The sequence below is a fragment of the Pseudoduganella sp. R-31 genome, assembly GCF_049913235.1.
Classification (GTDB): Bacteria; Pseudomonadota; Gammaproteobacteria; order Burkholderiales; family Burkholderiaceae_D; genus Rugamonas.
This window is the reverse complement of sequence record NZ_CP183986.1, coordinates 3,185,419-3,202,617: the sequence shown is the minus strand read 5'-3', so window position 1 is coordinate 3,202,617 and position 17,199 is coordinate 3,185,419. Positions and strand designations below refer to the sequence as shown.

The 17,199-nt window shown below is 63.4% G+C and carries 17 protein-coding genes; 6 read left to right on the top strand and 11 right to left on the bottom strand.

Translation table 11 applies throughout. From position 1 onward, the window contains the following. Window position 1: 1 nt before the first annotated feature. Window positions 2-946 (bottom strand): 4-hydroxyproline epimerase, encoded by a 945-nt coding sequence (locus tag ACN9MY_RS14660; RefSeq protein WP_426337547.1) that lies wholly within the window; start codon window positions 944-946, stop codon window positions 2-4. Between the two features lie 101 nt (window positions 947-1,047). On the opposite strand from ACN9MY_RS14660, the gene ACN9MY_RS14655 reads away from it, so the two are divergent. From ACN9MY_RS14655 to gudD, 3 genes are all read left to right on the top strand, one after another. Further along, window positions 1,048-1,806 carry a helix-turn-helix domain-containing protein gene (locus tag ACN9MY_RS14655; protein WP_426171701.1) on the top strand — a complete coding sequence of 253 codons (759 nt, stop codon included), beginning with the start codon at window positions 1,048-1,050 and terminating at the stop codon, window positions 1,804-1,806. 118 nt (window positions 1,807-1,924) lie between these two features. Beyond that, window positions 1,925-3,286, top strand: coding sequence for an MFS transporter (locus tag ACN9MY_RS14650; protein WP_426337546.1), 1,362 nt, complete (start codon window positions 1,925-1,927; stop codon window positions 3,284-3,286). A gap of 34 nt (window positions 3,287-3,320) precedes the next feature. Beyond that, a complete protein-coding gene (gene gudD / locus ACN9MY_RS14645; protein WP_426337545.1) occupies window positions 3,321-4,661 on the top strand; it encodes a glucarate dehydratase in 1,341 nt (446 codons plus the stop codon). 12 nt (window positions 4,662-4,673) lie between these two features. On the opposite strand, the gene ACN9MY_RS14640 is transcribed toward gudD, so the two are convergent. From ACN9MY_RS14640 to ACN9MY_RS14610, 7 genes are read right to left on the bottom strand one after another with little or no spacing between them, the layout of a single operon-like run. Next, window positions 4,674-5,561: a LysR family transcriptional regulator gene (locus ACN9MY_RS14640; protein ID WP_426337544.1), complete on the bottom strand. Its 888-nt coding sequence runs from the start codon at window positions 5,559-5,561 to the stop codon at window positions 4,674-4,676. A 22-nt stretch (window positions 5,562-5,583) separates the two neighbouring features. Next, window positions 5,584-6,183: a glutathione S-transferase family protein gene (locus ACN9MY_RS14635; RefSeq protein WP_426337543.1), complete on the bottom strand. Its 600-nt coding sequence runs from the start codon at window positions 6,181-6,183 to the stop codon at window positions 5,584-5,586. 1 nt (window position 6,184) lies between these two features. Further along, window positions 6,185-6,913: an ABC transporter ATP-binding protein gene (locus ACN9MY_RS14630; RefSeq protein ID WP_426171691.1), complete on the bottom strand. Its 729-nt coding sequence runs from the start codon at window positions 6,911-6,913 to the stop codon at window positions 6,185-6,187. Next, the gene (locus ACN9MY_RS14625) at window positions 6,903-7,661 is read right to left on the bottom strand and encodes an ABC transporter permease (protein WP_426171689.1); all 759 of its coding nucleotides are present in this window, start codon (window positions 7,659-7,661) and stop codon (window positions 6,903-6,905) included. The genes ACN9MY_RS14630 and ACN9MY_RS14625 overlap by 11 nt, the downstream gene beginning before the upstream one ends. Then, on the bottom strand, window positions 7,649-8,086 hold the full coding sequence (locus tag ACN9MY_RS14620; protein ID WP_426171687.1) for a cupredoxin domain-containing protein: 438 nt from the start codon (window positions 8,084-8,086) through the stop codon (window positions 7,649-7,651). The genes ACN9MY_RS14625 and ACN9MY_RS14620 overlap by 13 nt, the downstream gene beginning before the upstream one ends. Beyond that, window positions 8,083-8,664, bottom strand: a complete 582-nt coding sequence (locus ACN9MY_RS14615) for an SCO family protein (RefSeq protein WP_426337542.1) — start codon at window positions 8,662-8,664, stop codon at window positions 8,083-8,085. The genes ACN9MY_RS14620 and ACN9MY_RS14615 overlap by 4 nt, the downstream gene beginning before the upstream one ends. After that, on the bottom strand, window positions 8,661-9,677 hold the full coding sequence (locus tag ACN9MY_RS14610) for an ABC transporter substrate-binding protein (RefSeq protein ID WP_426337541.1): 1,017 nt from the start codon (window positions 9,675-9,677) through the stop codon (window positions 8,661-8,663). Before ACN9MY_RS14610 ends, ACN9MY_RS14615 begins: the two co-directional genes overlap by 4 nt. A 99-nt stretch (window positions 9,678-9,776) precedes the next feature. Here ACN9MY_RS14610 and ACN9MY_RS14605 point away from each other — a divergent pair, with 99 nt between their 5' ends. Both ACN9MY_RS14605 and ACN9MY_RS14600 read left to right on the top strand, forming a co-directional pair. After that, window positions 9,777-10,220, top strand: coding sequence for a universal stress protein (locus tag ACN9MY_RS14605; protein ID WP_426171681.1), 444 nt, complete (start codon window positions 9,777-9,779; stop codon window positions 10,218-10,220). 212 nt (window positions 10,221-10,432) lie between these two features. Further along, window positions 10,433-12,844 (top strand): CehA/McbA family metallohydrolase, encoded by a 2,412-nt coding sequence (locus ACN9MY_RS14600; RefSeq protein WP_426337540.1) that lies wholly within the window; start codon window positions 10,433-10,435, stop codon window positions 12,842-12,844. 6 nt (window positions 12,845-12,850) lie between these two features. Here ACN9MY_RS14600 and ACN9MY_RS14595 read toward each other — a convergent pair whose 3' ends face one another. Beyond that, the gene (locus ACN9MY_RS14595; RefSeq protein ID WP_426337539.1) at window positions 12,851-13,807 is read right to left on the bottom strand and encodes a GlxA family transcriptional regulator; all 957 of its coding nucleotides are present in this window, start codon (window positions 13,805-13,807) and stop codon (window positions 12,851-12,853) included. Window positions 13,808-13,914: 107 nt separating this feature from the next. Here ACN9MY_RS14595 and ACN9MY_RS14590 point away from each other — a divergent pair, with 107 nt between their 5' ends. After that, a complete protein-coding gene (locus ACN9MY_RS14590; RefSeq protein WP_426337538.1) occupies window positions 13,915-14,214 on the top strand; it encodes a putative quinol monooxygenase in 300 nt (99 codons plus the stop codon). Here ACN9MY_RS14590 and ACN9MY_RS14585 read toward each other — a convergent pair whose 3' ends face one another. Both ACN9MY_RS14585 and ACN9MY_RS14580 read right to left on the bottom strand, forming a co-directional pair. Continuing rightward, window positions 14,215-14,949, bottom strand: coding sequence for a substrate-binding periplasmic protein (locus ACN9MY_RS14585; RefSeq protein WP_426171675.1), 735 nt, complete (start codon window positions 14,947-14,949; stop codon window positions 14,215-14,217). Window positions 14,950-14,976: 27 nt separating this feature from the next. Beyond that, window positions 14,977-17,166, bottom strand: a complete 2,190-nt coding sequence (locus ACN9MY_RS14580) for an NHL repeat-containing protein (protein WP_426337537.1) — start codon at window positions 17,164-17,166, stop codon at window positions 14,977-14,979. Between the last annotated feature and the right edge of the window lie 33 nt (window positions 17,167-17,199).

Genomic DNA, 17,199 nt, shown 5'->3' with positions numbered 1-17,199 from the left:
CTCAACGAATGCCCCAGACAAACGGGTCGCTCGGGTCGAGCACCAGGGTCGAGGTGGCGTTCACCCAGGCCTTGCCGCGAATGCTGGGCAGCACGCGCTCGCCATCGCCGCGATAGGACGCTTCAAACACGCTGCCAACGATGCTTTCCTGGCGCCAGACTTCGCCTTCCGCCAGTTTGCCGTCCGCCGCCAGGCAGGCCAGCTTGGCGCTGGTGCCGGTACCGCAGGGCGAGCGGTCGTAGGCATTGCCTGGGCAAAGCACGAAGTTCTGGCTGTCGCCCAAGCCGCTGCGGGAATCGGCAAACAGTTCGACGTGGTCGATCAGCGCGCCGTTGTCGCCCGTGATGCCCTGCGCTTCCAGCGCATCCTTGATCGCCGTGGTGTAGGCAGACAATTCGCGCACATTGCCCAGTTCCAGGCGCCTGCCATGGCCGGACACCAGGAAGAACCAGTTGCCGCCCCAGGCGATATCGCCACGCACCACGCCGTAGCCCGGCACGTCGACCGGCACGCCGGCCGCCTTGCGCCACGCCGGCACATTGTTCACGGTCACGCTGCCGTCTTCATGCAGCTGCGCTTCCACCACGCCCACCGGCGTATCGATGCGGTGCACGCCCGGGCTCAGGCGGCCCATGTAGGCGAGCGACGCCACCAGTCCGATGGTGCCATGGCCGCACATGCCAAGGTAGCCGACGTTGTTGAAGAAGATGACGCCTGCTGCACAATCCGGCGCATGCGGCTGGCACAGCAGCGCACCCACCAGCACATCCGAACCGCGTGGTTCGCACACCACGCCGGAACGGAAGCCGTCATGCTCTTCGCGGAAGCGGGCCACGCGTTCATTGAGGGGACCGGTGCCCAGGTCAGGGCCGCCGTCAATCACCAGGCGGGTCGGTTCGCCGCCGGTGTGGGAATCGATAATGGCTATGGTTTTCATGCTTGCCATCTTATGCCTTCCCTGCGCTCCCGTCTTGCATCGCCCGGCCGCCGATGATGACGAAATCCGCACAATCATGTAAAAATGGACAAAACCAGCAGGAGGGCACCATGACAGTACATATTTTGCAAAGCGCCGCGCGCAACGACCTCGGCGCCAGGATCGGGGATGTCTTCTTCGCCGAGCCCCTGTTCGATGCCTTGCCGGACGTGGTGTTCTTCGTCAAGGACCGCGCCGGGCGCTACGTGGTGGTGAACCAGACCCTGGCCCGCCGCTGCGGGATGAAGGACAAGGCCGGGCTGCTGGGCAAGACCGCAAACGAGGTGTTTGCCGCCCCGCTCGGCCAACGTTTCCAGGCCCAGGACCAGTCCGTGCTGGATGAAGGGATGCAGATCGAGGACCAGCTGGAACTGCACCTCTATCCCAACCGTGATCCTGGCTGGTGCCTGACCCAAAAGCGTCCCCTGCGCGATGCCCACGGGGCGATTATCGGACTGGCCGGGGTGTCGCGCGACCTGGCCATGGCCGACCACAAGAACCCTGCCTACCACAAGGTTGCCGATGCGGTCCGGCTGATCCACGACAAGTATGGCGAGACCCTGACCCTGCCCCAGTTGGCGCGCACCGCCAACATGTCGGTCGCGCAGATCGAGCGCTACTTCGAACGCATTTTCCACCTGACCCCACGCCAGATGATCATCAAGACCCGCCTCGAAGCCGCATCACGCATGCTGGCGGGGAACTCCAGCGTGTCCGACATCGCCCAGGCCTGCGGCTACGCCGACCACAGCGCCTTCACGCGCCAGTTCCGCGCCACGGTCGGCGTGACGCCAAGCGAATACCGGCTGCTGCTGCGGAACGACAGCTGACCTTCCATGCGAGGCGCAATCAATTCAATTCCTGAATTGATGCATACACTCTTTGGTTTGATGCGGTATTGATCCCCACCTATGATCGACTCCATAACACATCAGACATGGAGACCGTATGAAGAATGATGCAGCCATCCCCCTGGCGGCCAGCGCCGCCCGCGTCCAGACCCGCACGCGCTGGACGATCCTCGCCATGCTGTTCGCCATCACGACCATCAACTACGCCGACCGCGCCACCATCTCCATCGCCGGCCCGGAAATCAAGAAGGAACTGGGGCTGTCGGCAGTCCAGATGGGCTTCATTTTCTCGGCCTTTGCCTGGTCCTACGTGGTGGCGCAGTTGCCCGGGGGCTGGCTGCTCGACCGCTTCGGCTCGAAGATCACTTACTTCTTCGGCATCTTCCTGTGGTCGGCCTTTACGCTGTTAACTGGCGCCGCCGGCTCCTTCGCCGGCGGCGCAGCGGTCGCCGTCCTGTTCACGCTGCGCATGCTGGTCGGCGCGGCAGAGGCGCCCTCCTTCCCCGGCAACAGCCGCATCGCGTCGGCCTGGTTCCCGACGCACGAACGGGGACTGGCGGCGGCGGTCTTCAACTCGGCGCAATATTTCGCAACCGTGCTGTTTGCCCCGATCATGGGCTGGCTGGTGCACAGCTACGGCTGGCACAGCGTGTTCTACGTGATGGGCAGCCTGGGCATCGTGATGGCCTTCGTCTGGCTGAAGACCATTCACGGCCCGAAAGACCATCCCGGCATCAACGCGGACGAACTGCGCTACATCCAGGAAGGCGGCGCGCTGGTCGACCTGGAAAGCGGAAACCGCGGCAAGCAGGCAGCAGCCGTGAACACTCTCGCCTGCATCAGGGAACTGCTGTCGAACCGCATGCTGCTGGGCGTCTACATCGGCCAGTACTGCATCACCACGCTTACCTACTTCTTCCTCACCTGGTTCCCTGTCTACTTGGTGCAGGAACGCCATATGACCATCTTGAAGGCAGGCTTTGTCGCCTCGCTGCCCGCGATTGCCGGCTTCCTCGGCGGCATCTTCGGCGGCTGGCTGTCGGACCGCCTTGCCAAGGCCGGCTATTCGCTGTCGGTGTCGCGCAAGGTACCGATCGTGTTGGGCATGCTGATGTCGATGAGCATGATCGCCTGCAACTACCTCCAGGCCGACACCCTGGTCGTTGCCGTGATGTCGCTGGCCTTCTTCGGCAAAGGCGTCGGCGCCCTGGGCTGGGCCGTGGTGTCGGACACCTCGCCGAAAGAGGCTGGTGGCCTGAGCGGCGCCCTGTTCAACACGTTTGGCAATAGCGCCGGCATTACGACGCCCATCGTCATCGGCTACATCGTCGAAGCCACCGGCTCCTTTGCCGGCGCCCTGGTCTTCGTCGGCGCCAACGCGGCGCTGGCCATTGCCTGCTACCTGTTCGTCGTGGGTGACATCAAGCGCGTCAAGCTGGTGTCCTCGCTGAACCAATGATCCACCCGTTCCATTCAAACCGCACCCAGACATCATGAACAACACCGTCACCAACGCCCCGATTGTCACCAGCCTGCGCGTCGTGCCTGTCGCCGGCCAGGACAGCATGCTGCTGAACCTGAGCGGCGCCCATGGCCCCTGGTTCACCCGCAATATCGTCATCCTGACCGACAACGCCGGCAATATCGGCCTGGGCGAAGTTCCCGGCGGCGAAAAAATCCGCCGGACAATCGAGGACGCGCGCCCGCTGGTCGTCGGGAAAACGCTGGGGGAATTCAACAACGTCCTCAATGCGATGCGCCAGGCCTTCGCCGACCGCGATAGCGGCGGGCGCGGCAACCAGACCTTCGACCTGCGCACAACCATCCACGCCGTGACCGCCGTCGAATCGGCCTTGCTTGACCTGCTCGGCCAGTTCCTCAACGTTCCCGTCGCGGCGCTGCTGGGCGACGGCATCCAGCGCCAGTCCGTCGAGATGCTGGGCTACCTGTTCTACGTCGGCGACCGCGGCAAAACGAACCTGGCCTATCGCAGCGAGCCCGATGCCGGCGACGCCTGGTTCCGCTTGCGCAATGAGGAAGTCCTGACACCCGCGGCCGTGGTTCGCCTGTGCGAGGCCGCGCGCGAGCGTTATGGCTTCAACGACTTCAAGCTGAAAGGCGGCGTGCTATCGGCCGACGAAGAGATGGAGGCCATCGTCGCCATGCACGAACGTTTTCCCGATGCTCGCATCACGCTCGACCCGAACGGCGCCTGGTCGCTGAAGGAAGCTGTGCGCGTCTGTCGCGACAAGCATGGCATCCTGGCCTATGCCGAAGACCCATGCGGCGCCGAGGACGGCTTCTCGGGACGCGAAGTCATGGCTGAATTCCGCCGCGCCACCGGCCTGCCGACCGCCACCAACATGATCGCCACCGACTTCCGCCAGATGGCCCATTCGCTGCAATTGCAGTCGGTCGACATCCCGCTGGCCGATCCGCACTTCTGGACCATGCAGGGATCGGTGCGCGTGGCCCAGTTGTGCCAGATGTTCGACCTGACCTGGGGTTCGCATTCGAACAACCATTTCGACATTTCGCTGGCAATGTTCACCCACGTGGGCGCCGCTGCGCCAGGCAAGGTGACCGCCATTGACACCCACTGGATCTGGCAGGATGGGCAACGCATCACCAGGGAACCACCGAAGATCCAGGGCGGCAAGGTGCAGTTGCCCTCGCGGCCCGGCCTGGGCATCGCACTGGACGAAGCGGAGCTGGAAAAGGCGCACCAGGCTTACAGGAACATGGGACTGGGAGCACGCGACGACGCCGTCGCCATGCAGTTCCTGGTGCCAGGCTGGAAGTTCGACAACAAGCGGCCTTGCCTGGCGCGCTAAGCCAGGCGCGCATCAGCGGGCGCCCGGAAAGCCGGGCAGGATTTCATTGATGAACAGCTGCAGGATAGGATTGTCGTTATCGCGCCGGTAAGTGCAGACAGTACTTACCGGTTCGGTTTTCATCCTGCGCAGCACCACGCCGTCGAAATGCAGGCGCGCGCAGGCTTCCGATACCAGGGCCGCCCCGATACCGGCGCTGACCAGCGCCAGCATGGTATGCACCTGCCCGATATGTTCGACCACATCCGGCACCACGCCTTCACGTTCGAAGCGGCTGGTCAGCATCTGGTAGAAGGGACGCGCTTCGTGCGGCGAGTACATGATGAATGGCCGCTGGTGCAGGCAGGCCAGGGTTGGCTCCTGCGGCCAGCGGCCGGCCTCGTTGGCCGGAAGCGCCAGCAACAGCCCTTCCTGCGCGATCGGCAGGCTTACCAGCTCGCCATGCAGGGCCAGGGGGCGCATCAGGGCAAGATCCAGCTGGCCGGCGTCCAGCGCTTCCACCTGCGCTGTGCTGACCAGCTCCTTCAGCGTGAGCGCCAGTTCAGGCGTCCTTTCGCGCAAGCGGCGCACCACCTCCGGCAGCAGCGCATATCCCGATGCCGAGGTAAAGCCGATCGCAAGGCTGCCCTGCTCCCCCTTCGCCACGCGGCGCGCCATCAGCCCAGCTTCTTCCGCCAGCCGGATGATGCGCACCGCCTCCGGCAGGAAAGCCTTGCCGGCCGCCGTCAACCGTACGACGCGGCTGCTGCGGTCCAGCAATTGCACGCCGACGCTATGTTCGAGGAGCTGGACCTGCCGGCTTAACGGCGGCTGCGTCATGTTCAGCCGTTCGGCAGCGCGGCTGAAATGCAGTTCCTCGGCGACCGCAATAAAGCAGCGCAGCTGGCTGATCTCAAACACGGTTCAGCATCCTCCGCCGCAACTAGGCCACGCCGTTCCGGCCAAATTCACGGTAGGCCGGACGGCCAAGCAGCCGTTCGACATAGGCGGCGACTGCCGGGTAATCCGGGTGCTCGATGGGCGTCATCAGCCAGCGGTTCAGGGACAGGCCGAGCACAATATCGGCCAGCGTGAATTGCTCGCCGGCGGCAAAAGGCCCGCCTGCGGCCAAATGGCGGTCCAGGATGCCGATGTTGCGGTTCCAGGCGGCAGCGCTGGCCGCGACTTGCGCCGGATCGGCAAACGCCGGGCTTTGGCGCACCAGGGCCATGAAGGCGTAGCGCCAGGAGGCGTTCAGGTCGGTGGCCTGCCAGTCCATCCATTGCTCGACGCGGGCGCGCGCGGGCGGATCAGCAGGCAGCAAGTCGTGGCGGCCAGCCTTGCCGCACAGGTAGCGGCAAATACTGTTCGACTCCCACAGCACAAAGTCGCCATCCACCAGCACCGGCACCAGGCCGTTCGGATTCAGCGCGACATGTTCCGGCTGCCATTCGATCCGCTCGTATGCGACGCCGGTTTCCGCCAGCGTCCACAAGACCTTGCGCACATTGATACTTGTCGGTTTTCCAATCAGCTTCAGCATGTCATAACCCCAGTTGGGAAAGTATTTCTTCCTTCAGTTGCTGCAATTCCGGCGTCGACAGCTTGCGCGGGTGCGGCTGCTCGACCTTGAAGCTGGCCTGGATACGGGTCGGGCGCGGCGACAGCACGAGGATGCGGTCAGCGAGGTAGATGGCTTCTTCCACGTCGTGCGTGATCAGCAGCACGGTATGGCGCTCCTCGGACAGCACGCGCAGCAGCTCGTTGCGCATCTTGAGGTTCATCAGCGCGTCCAGTGCGGAGAATGGCTCGTCCATGTACAGGATTTCCGGCTTCACCACCAGTGCGCGGGCGATCTCGGCGCGCTTCAGCATGCCGCCCGACAGCTCGTGCGGATAAGCGTTCTCGAAGCCTTTCAGCCCGACCATCTCGGCATAGTGATCTGCCAGGGCCGCCTTGTCGCCATGGTGGTCGCCATTCAGGCCGAACATCAGGTTCTGCTGCACCGTCAGCCACGGGAAAACGGAACCATGCTGCGAAATCACGATTCCCTTGGGGCTGGGTTTGGTCATCGGCTTGCCGTCGATGGCCACCGAACCTTCATCCGGATGCTCGAAACCGGCCACGATCTTCATCAGCGTCGACTTGCCGCAGCCGGAAGGCCCGACAATCGCCACGAACTCGCCGTCGGCAACGGAAAAATCGACGCCATCGACCACCGGCAGCGCATTGAACTTCTTCCTGATCCTGTTGACGGAAATCTTAGCGTCCATAGCGCCACCTTACGACCTTGAGTTTTTCCAGCAGGCGCATGATGCCATCCAGCGCCAGTCCAATCAGTCCGATGATGATCATGCCTGCGATGACCAGGTCATAGCGGTTGCCCGCATTGCGCGAATCGATGATCAGGTAGCCAAGCCCGGAACGCAACGCGATCATCTCCGCCGCCACCACCACCAGCCAGGCCACGCCGAGCGAAATGCGCATGCCGACGATAATTTCCGGCAGCACGGCTGGCACAATCACCTGCCTGAACAATTTGGAGCGCGATACGCCAAAGTTTTCCGCCGCGCGCAGGTAGCGCTTCTCGATCGTATGCACGCCAGCCGCCGTCTGCACGATCATCGGAAACACGGCGGCGATGAAGATCAGGAAGACCGGCGAGGCATTGCCCACGCCAAACCACAGGATCGCGACCGGAATCCAGGCAATCGGCGAGATCGGCCGCAGGATCTGGAACACCGGATTCAGCGTGCGGAAGGCGCCATCGACGCGTCCCATCCACAAGCCCGTCGGCACCGCAACCAGGATCGCCAGCGAGAATCCCATGCCTACCCGCATCAGCGAGGCGCCGATGTGTTCCCACAGGCTGCCGTCTTCCACCAGCTCCATGGTGCCGGTGACCACCTGCGCAGGCGTCGGGAAAATCAGGCTCTCGGTGGCGACAACCACGTACCACCAGATGGCGACAATCGCCACCAGCACCGCCAGCGGCGGCCATATCTTGTTCAGTCTCTCCATGGGGCTTTGGCTAACAAGGTTTGAAGGCGCCATTGCAGCCGCTGCCAACCGGCCGGCGGCGTGGGCTTGACCACGACCGTCATCTGGCCGCTGGCATGGGCGGTGCAGGCGAAGGGATGCTCCCCCGCCTGCTCGAACGGCAGGCGGAAATCCTGGCCCGGCATGATCAGCACGGGACCGAAAACCTGGGGCACGGTATCGCTGTTGCGCAGCAGGAGTACGTCGTTTACGCCCAGTACCAGCGTGATGGTGTCGGGCAGGATCTCAGCCTTCTCCCCCGCCATGCGGCGCGCCCAGGTGCCCTTGGGGATCTCGAACAGGGCGTCGCGCGAAGCCGGGTGGATCGGTGCATACGCGGACCAGGCAAGCGCGCCGGCAACGGCAGCCGCCAGCAACAGCGCAATGACCTGCAGCCGGCGCTTCATTGCTCCCTGGCAAGCAGGGTCACGTCATGCACGATGTCGTCGGCCGGACGGCCGAACGGCATCAGCGCGCGCAGCCTGCCTTGCGGGTCGATGAAATACAGGTAGGAAGAATGCCCCATCGTGTATTCAGTCTTGCTGCCTTCGACCATCTTCTTCGTCGCCGAGATGCCGTAGGCTTTGCGGATGGCGGCCATCTGCTCCTCGCTGCCGGTCAGGCCGATGAAGCTCTTGTCGAACTGCTCGAGGTAGGCTTTGAGCTTCGCTGCAGTGTCGCGCTGAGGGTCCACGGTGACGAACACCACTTGCAGCCTGTCGCCCAAGGGGCCGAGGCGCTCGCGGGCCTGTTTCAGCAGGGCCAGCGAAACGGGGCAGACGTCGGCGCAGCTCGTATAGCCGAATTCCAGCACCACCACCTTGCCGCGATACTTGTCGAGCGCGAAGGCCTTGCCGTCCGCAGCCTTCTGCGCGATCTGCGGCGCCAAGCGGGGAGGATCGAAGGTCCCCGACTTGAGCTGGCCGGCAGCGTGCGCGCCACCGGCGGCCGTCAATGACAGCGCTAACAGGAATGGCCGGATCATAGGGCAATGCTCACCGGCTTGATGGACTTGACGAAGCTCTCGTCCACATAGGTCTCGAAGGCCACCGGGCGTTTCAGCGTGCCGGCTTCGATGGACAGCTTCATCAGCTCATCGAATTCGGCGCGGGTCATGCGCAGGTCGCCGTAGGTCACGCGGTCGGCCGGGTTGTCCATCACGAACTGGATCACTTTCGGGTCCTGGTTGAAGAACTTGCGGGCGGAGGCAATCCTGGCTGCCTTGGCACGGTTGACGGGCGTGGCATCGAGCCAGTTGCCGGCTGCCTGCACGTGGTTCACCAGGTCCTGCACCAGCGGGCGGTCGGACTTGATCAGCTCCTCGCGCACGGTCAGCACGCAGCAGATATAGTTGCGCCACTCATCGCGCGTCATCGACAGCGGACGGGCATAGCCGGCCTTCTGCGCAGCCGCGCCAAATGGCTCGCCGGTGCAGTAGGCATCCACCGCGTTGGCGTACAGCGCCGCCGGCATGTCGGGCGGCGCCATTTCAATGATCTGCACATCTTTCGGCGTCATGTTCTCCCGCGCGAGCATCTTGCGCAGGAACAGGTAGTCCACCGCAAAACGGCTGGGGATCGCAATGCGCTTGCCGCGCAGGTCGGCGAAGCGCTTGTGCGCCGAATCGGTGCGCACCATGATCACGGCGCCGGAGCGATGGCCGAGCGAGACCACTTTCAGCGGGATCTTCCTGTCGGCCAGGTCCATCACCAGCGGCGCCAGCATGTAGGCAGCCTGGATCCGGCCCGTCATCAGCGACTCCTTGATCTCCGGCCAGCCGCTGTACTTGCTGAATTCGAAGGCTCCGCCGCGCGCGCTGCAGGCGATCGGCAAGGTCAGGTTGCAGGTGACCGGCAAGCCGCCCACCACCAGCGGGTCCGCGGCCTGCGCCAGCGAAGGCAGCATGGCGCCGCCCAGCCCTAGCGCCGGAAGCGCCAAGGCGCCCCCCAGCAACTGGCGGCGGCGCAAGAAGTGTTCATGTTCAATCAAGGTTGACATTCGATCATTCTAGCACTGGCCAGAAACTTGACCCAGGTCATGGTTGGAATCGGTACCAATGTACAGACTGGATGCAACAATCCACCACTGGAGCAAGCCATGTTCAAGCACATTCTGTTCCCTACCGACGGTTCGCCGGCCTCCGGCGCCGCCCTGCATTCGGCCATCAAGTTTGCGCAGGAAGCCGGCGCGCGCGTGACGGCGCTGCACGTGATCCCGGAATTCCACATCTTCACCTACCACCCCGACATGCTGGAAGACACGCGCGGCGTCTACCTGAAGGACAGCGAAGTCCACTCAAGCGCCGTGCTGGACGAAGTATCGAAGGTCGCCAGGGACTACAACGTGCCATGCGACGTGGTGCAGCGCCGCTCCGACCAGCCCTACGAAACCATTGTCGCCACCGCCATCGACTACGGCTGCGACATGATCGCGATGGCGACCCACGGCTACAAAGGCGTGAAAGGCATGCTGCTGGGGAGCGAGACGCACCGCGTGCTGCTTAACACACCGGTGCCGGTGCTGGTGTTCCGGCCCCAGTAAACTGAGGCAAAAACACCACAAGTTGCCAAGAGATTTATGACGCCCCCGTCACATAAGGCTTTCAAATTCGGACAAATCGCCAGAATTGTTCAAAGTGGGACAATTCAAACCGGTATATAAGACCTGCGTCTTAATCGCAAAGCTTTTCCGTATTTGTCGCCGCTCCCGTGCTGCCGCATATTCTCGCGCATTATCACAGCACGGGGAAAACCATGACTTTCGCATTTCGCAAGCTTGCGATGGCCGCCGCACTGGCAGCCATCGGCACCGCCCAGGCCTCCACCGCCGACCACCACGAGTTCGAAGCCACGCTGCACGCGCCTTACCGCGCTGTCGCCGGCGCCAATGAAGCGCGCAGCTTCAAGCTCGATTTCAGCTACCCTTACGTCAAGGGCGCCCAGTCCGTGAGCTGGGTGCTGGAAGTCGTCGCGCCGAACGGCAGCGTGGTGGAACGCTGGACCGGCGTCGAACGCCTGCAGGACAAGCCTGTCACCGTCAACGTCGAATGGGCCGGCCGCAACCGCCGTAACGCCCTGCCGAACGGCATCTACAAGGCGCGCCTGCGCGCCATCTCCGAAGACGCGCAGCGCGGCCTGGCCTCGGGCGCCGATGCAGTACTGCGCCGCATCGCCGGCCATGACGGCGAAATCCACGACCAGGAATGGGAAATCGCCATCGGCCAGCAGCCGCAGGCCAAGGCTTCCACTGCGCCGAGCCTGATGTCCATCGCCGCGGCACCGTCGTCCCTGCCGTACACGGTCTACTTCGGCAATATGCACAGCCAGACCAATCACAGCGACGGCGGCGGCGACCTGTCCGCCTGCACCGGCGCACAAAACCCGCAGTCGGCTGCCTACGGCCCGACCGACGCCTTCAACTACGCGAAGAACAAGGGCCTGGACTTCCTGATGGCCTCCGAACATAACCACATGTACGACGGTTCGGACTCCACCAACACTTCCGCCGACCCGGCCAAGGCCAAGGCCCTGTACCAGGCCGGCCTGTCGGAAGCGGCCAGCTTCAACAGCGCCAACCCGAACTTCCTGGCGATCTACGGCATGGAATGGGGCGTCATCAACAACGGCGGCCACATGAACATCCTGAACTCGAACGAGCTGCTGGGCTGGGAGAGCAACAGCTCCGGCCAACTGATCGCCGACACCTACACCGCCAAGAACGACTACGCCAGCCTGTACACCCTGATGCGCCAGCGCGGCTGGCTGGGCCAGTTCAACCACCCGTCGTCCAGCGGCCAGTTCCTGGTCAACAGCGTGCCGCTTGGCTACACTGCTGACGGCGACGAAGCGATGGCCTTGTGCGAAGTGATGAATACTTCCGCCTTCTCCACCAACACCACCGAAACCGAAACGAGCCGCAGCAATTACGAGGGCGCCTGCAAGAAGGCGCTGGAAGCCGGCTTCCACGTCGCCTTCAGCACCGACCAGGACAACCATTGCGCCAACTGGGGCGCTTCCTACACCAACCGCACTGGCGTGCTGATCCCGAACGGCACCGCGCTGAGCACGGCCAGCTTCATGGAAGCGATCCGCGCCCGCCGCGTCTTTGCGACGATGGACAAGACTTCGCAACTGGTGCTGACCGCCAACGGCCATGTCATGGGCGAGCGCTTTACCAACAGCGGCCCGCTGAACCTGGTGGCCAACTTCACCAGCAGCTCCGGCAAGACCGTATCGACCTCGGAATTCTACGAAGGCGTCCCGGGCCGCAACGGCACCGTCACCCTGCTCGCCTCCAGCGCCAACACCACCATCACCCCGACCGACGGCGCCCACTTCTACTACGCCAAAGTCACCCAGGACGACGGCAACATACTGTGGTCGGCGCCGGTCTGGGTGACGCAGCAGGGTTCCACCGGCGGCGACACCGTGGCGCCTACGGTCAGCGCGTCGAGCAGCGGCAGCAGCGGCACCATCACCTTCAACGCCACGGCCACCGACAACGTGGGCGTGACCAAGGTCGAGTTCTACGTCGACGGCGCGCTGAAAGGCAGCGACACCGCTTCGCCATGGTCGTATGCCTTCAACTCCACCGGCGTGAGCAACGGCACCCACGTGCTGACCGCCAAGGCCTTCGACGCCGCCGGCAACAATGCGACGTCTTCGGCGGTCAACTTCAGCGTGAACAACACCACCACCACGCAACAACTGGTGCTGAACAGCGGCTTTGAATCGGGCAGCACCAGCTGGAGCGCGAGCAGCGGCGTGATTACCAACGATTCGTCCGTCTCGGCCCACGCCGGCACCTGGAAAGCCTGGATGAACGGCTACGGCAGCGCCCACACGGACACGCTGTACCAGCAAGTGAGCATCCCATCGACCGCCACCAGCGCCACCCTGGGCTTCTGGCTGAAGATCACTTCCGACGAAACCACCACGACCCAGGCCTACGACACGCTGAAGGTCCAGGTGCGCAACAGCAGCGGTACCGTGCTGGCAACGCTGGCAACCTACTCCAACCTGAACAAGGGTTCGAGCTACGTGCAGCGCACCTTCGACATGAGCGCGTACAAGGGCCAGACCGTGCGCGTCTACTTCGAAGGCGTGGAAGGCTCCACCGTCGCCACTTCCTTCATCGTGGATGACGTCACGCTGAACGTGCAGTAATCCTGCTCAGTTGCGAATCTCGCGCAAGCCCTTGCCAAGCTTGCGCCGCAACAGCGTGCGCAATGTGACGCCGTCGCGATAACCCACCTGCTCGGCGATGCGATCGACGTTCTCGCCGCTGGTCTTGAGCAGGTGGACTGCGCGTTCGATGCGCAAGTCCTGCACATAATTCACGGGCGTCTTGCCCAACACCTCCTGCAGGCGCCGCGCCAGCGTGCGCTTGCTGGTTGCCAGCGCCGCTGCTGCCGCCTCCAGCTTGAATCCCTCCGCCAGGTGTTGCCTCACCCAACGGTCGAAACCCGCGACCAGCGGATCGGCATTGGCCAGGTGGTCGGAAATCACATAGGCCGACTGCGCCGGCCGTGAATCCACCACCAGGTAACGCGCCACCATGGCCGCCAGTTCCGGACTCGCTTGGCGGATCAGGGCCAGCGACATGTCCAGGTGGCTGAGCGCCGCCCCCGCCGTGACGAACTGTCCCGATGCCACCACCATGCGCTGCGCATCCAGCCGCACCAGCGGATAACGCTGGCGGAACATGGGCGTCAGCCACCAGGTCGTCGTCGCTTCCTCGCCGTCCAGCAGGCCGCTTTCGGCCAGCACGAAGGTACCGATGCAGGCGGCTGCGATGCGCACGCCCTGCCCGGCCAGTTCACGCAGCGCGTCGCCGGCATCGGCCACTTCCGCCGACGACAAGGCAGCCTCCAGCGGCACAGGCATCTTGTGCCCGATGGCGGGCAGGATCAGCAGGTCCGGCACAGGCGCCGATGCCAAGGGCTGCACCGGCAATTGCATGCCCTGGGCGCTGCGCACTGCGGGGCGGATGCCGGCCAGCGTCACATTGAAGACCGGCTGCGGCGCCTCCAGCATGGGCGCAAGCTCATTGGCCGTGGTGAAGGCGTCCAATACAGCGGCAAGCCCTGTGTCGAACACGCTGTCTAGCGCGAGCACGGTGATGTTCATGGCGCGATTGATACCAAAGATGTCAATCGCGCCAATTTAACCGCATGCGCTGCGCCAGTAAAGTAGCTCCATCGCAGTTTCGCGATGTTTTCAACAAGGAGATAGACATGATCAAGTACGCACTGTTCGCCCGTTTTGAGGCCAAGCCAGGCAAGGAATCCGCCGTTGCCGACTTCCTGCACACCGGCCTGGCGCTGGCCAAGCAGGAAGCAGGCACCAAGTACTGGTTCGCCCTGCGCCTGTCGGAGCGCGTATTCGGCGTGTTCGATGCATTCGAGACCGAGGAAGCGCGCCAGGGCCACCTGAACGGCCCGATCGCACAAGCCCTGATGGCGCAAGCGCCGGAGTTGTTCGCCACCCCGCCCAGCATCGAGCCGATCGAGGTGCTCGGCCTGAAAGCGGCGTAACTACTGGTCGTCGGAGGAGACGAAGTTGTACTTCTTCTTCAACTCCTCCACTTCCGCCTTGTTGGTTTGCATGAAGCGGCGGAATTCCTCCACCACCTTCGGATATTTGTGCGACGACAGGTACCACTGGCCGGAAGCATGCGGCAGGTCCGGGTCGTACAGCACAGGCACTTGCGGCAGCTTGCGAATCTTGGTCCAGTAATGACGGGCGATGCGCGTGTTCATGTAGGCGCCGTCGACACGCCGCATGATCAGCTTTTCGTACAGGGCATCGTAATCGGCCGTCTCCTCGATGCGCAGGGAACCGGCCGACATCAGCTGCTGGTAAGGGTAAGGCGTGAAGCCCAGCGGGATGCCGAGGGTTTTCAGGCGGCCCACGCCCTTGCCCAGGTTTTCAGGCCGGACCAGTACGCCGTCGGTAAATTCCAGTACCGGCGCGTAGCTGATTTTCAGTTCCTTCTTCATCTCCACCACCCAGTTCGGGTTGTCCGGAAACGACAGGTCGACCTGGCCGTCGACGAACAGGCGGTCGCGCCGCTTCAGGGGATAGGATTCGTAGGTAAAGGTGTAGCCCATGTGCCGGGCGAAGGCATCGAGGATGTCCTTGCCCAAGCCGCCGTACACGCCGTTCTTCACTTCCGAATACGGCAGCCAGTTCTTGTAATCCTCAACGCCTACGGAGAAGATCTTCTTGTCGGCCGCCTGTGCGGCGCCTGCCAGCAGCAACCCGGCCAACAACCCTCTCCACATGGCGCACCCCCGTCATTCAAGCTGGTAGGCGTAGATGTTGACGACGTTAAACGTGGTGTCGGGCACGTACACGCGCCGGTCGCGCGCGTAGATGAAGAACGGCATCCAGACGCCGCCTACTTCGGGATACTTCTTAAATACAAGCTCTCCCGTTACGTATTCTAGCGTGTCCTCGCCAATGCGGAAGATCTTCAGCGCACGGTTTACCAAATCGTTGACAATCAGGTGTCCCTCCTGGTCCACGCACAGGCTGGCCGGCAGGTAGAACTTGTCGGCATCCTTTTCCAGGTCGTCGCAATAGCCTGCGCGGCCATAGCTCCACAGGCTGTTGCCCTGCCGGTCGAAGACACGGATGCAGTTGTTGAACTGGTCGCACACGAAAACGCGGTCCTGGGCATCGATCGCCACGTCGCAAGGAGCGAAGCTGGCCAGCGGCTCGCCGTCCTCCACCCACTGAAAATTCCTGACGAAGGAAACCAGGCCGGAAGGCTGCAACTGCCACATCGAGATGCGGTTGTTCAGCGAGTCGGCGATGTAGATTTCGCCATGGCTGTTCACTTCCAGTCCTTGCGGCGCCTTCAGCGTGCCGTTGCCGCCCAGGCCCTCGCGCCCGAACGGCAGGCCGTAGTTCAGCAGGTGCCCCCCCGGCCCGAACTGGAACATCGACACCGTGCAGGCGTTGAAGTTGGTGACAAAGACCAGCGGCGTGCCGGGGCAGATTTGCCCGAGCAGCGGCTGCGAGGGGTAATACACCGCCATCGCCAGCCCGCCCGGCATGAAGAAGCCGCGCATCATGTCCTGCAGTTGCGCGATCGGGTCGGCCGAGGTGTTGAAGGTCTTCATGCACCAGTTGCCGGAATCGATGTTGTAGGACGACGTGGCAGCCCCCGCCAGCGGATCGAGGCGCGCATGGTGCTTCAACTGGTCGTACCAATACTTGTAGATGTTGGCGGTGGCGCTGGCCCAGCTGTCGATCCAGTTCGATTGCGGCAAGGTGCCGCTGCCTTCGCGCTTGGGGTCGACCCCGATCACCGCCGTCATGCAGTTGAATTGGGAGGTGACGGCCTTTGCCCCCTGGTTGTCGCGCCGGTGGCCTACGGCATCGAGAAGGATCGCATCCTGGTCGCCGCCGTCGCGATCGGGCGCGATGCGCATCTTCAGCACCGTGGATGCAAACGGCTCGGTCACGTAGTAGACGTTGGCGTCGGCCGCCGCGCAGATCTGGTATGGCCCGACGAAGACGGCATCTTCCAGCGAACCGTACACCAGGTCGGAAATCGAATGGGCAGCTTGCGGCTTGTGGTTCCACAGCGGCAGCATGCCCTCGACCACCGTCAGCAGCCTGCCGTCGGTATCGTAGACCGTGATCGAATCCTCCACCTGCCCCGGCACGAAGATGCGGTCATTGATCACGCACACCGAGCGCATGACGTTGAACTTGCCGATGCCGGCCGGGTTGCCGAAACTGTGCAGCAGCGAAGTCTCGCCGGGGCATTGCACGCGCTCGTCCTTGATCGGCCAGGCGGTATCGATCTTCAGCACTTCGTAGTGACCGGTGTTGGCCAGGTACAGGTTGCCGCGCGAATCCGACGCCAGGCCCTGTGGCCACAGCAGGTCGTGCACGCTGTCGGCATCGTCGATAGTGCGGAACTGCAGCACGAACTTGCCCTCCGGCGTGAACTTGACGCAGCGGCTGCGGTCATCGCCTTCGGTGTGGAAGAACTCATCGCACACGTAGACAAAGTGTTCGCCGCCGGCCTCCTTCACGAAGGCGATGCCGTTCGGATCGCTCAGTGGCACGAAGCCCTTGCCGTTGATGCCATCGGCCGCGTCGCCGAAGGCGAACTGGAAGTCGACCGAGTGCTCGTCGTATTCGAATACCACGATGCGGCCATTGCCCATGTCGGTGCAATACATCAGGTCCTGTTCCGGATGCGGGCAAAGATGGAAAGGCATCAACAGGCGGCGCGCCTGCTCGCTGCCCTCGCCCGGCGTGTCGATCACGTGCAGCAGCGTGTTCAGGTCGGCGGTGAACACCAGCACGCGGCTGTTGCCGGTATCGCACACCCAGACATGGTCGTAGTGGTCGCGCGCGATGCCGACCGGGGAATTCATGGTGAAGTCGTCCGGCAGTTCGCCGCGCGCCGTGGTGCCCGGCATGACGAGCTCGCCGTAGTGCGTAATATGATGAAATTTGCTCATGGCCATCCCTGCCTGTTTATGGAGCATTCCAGT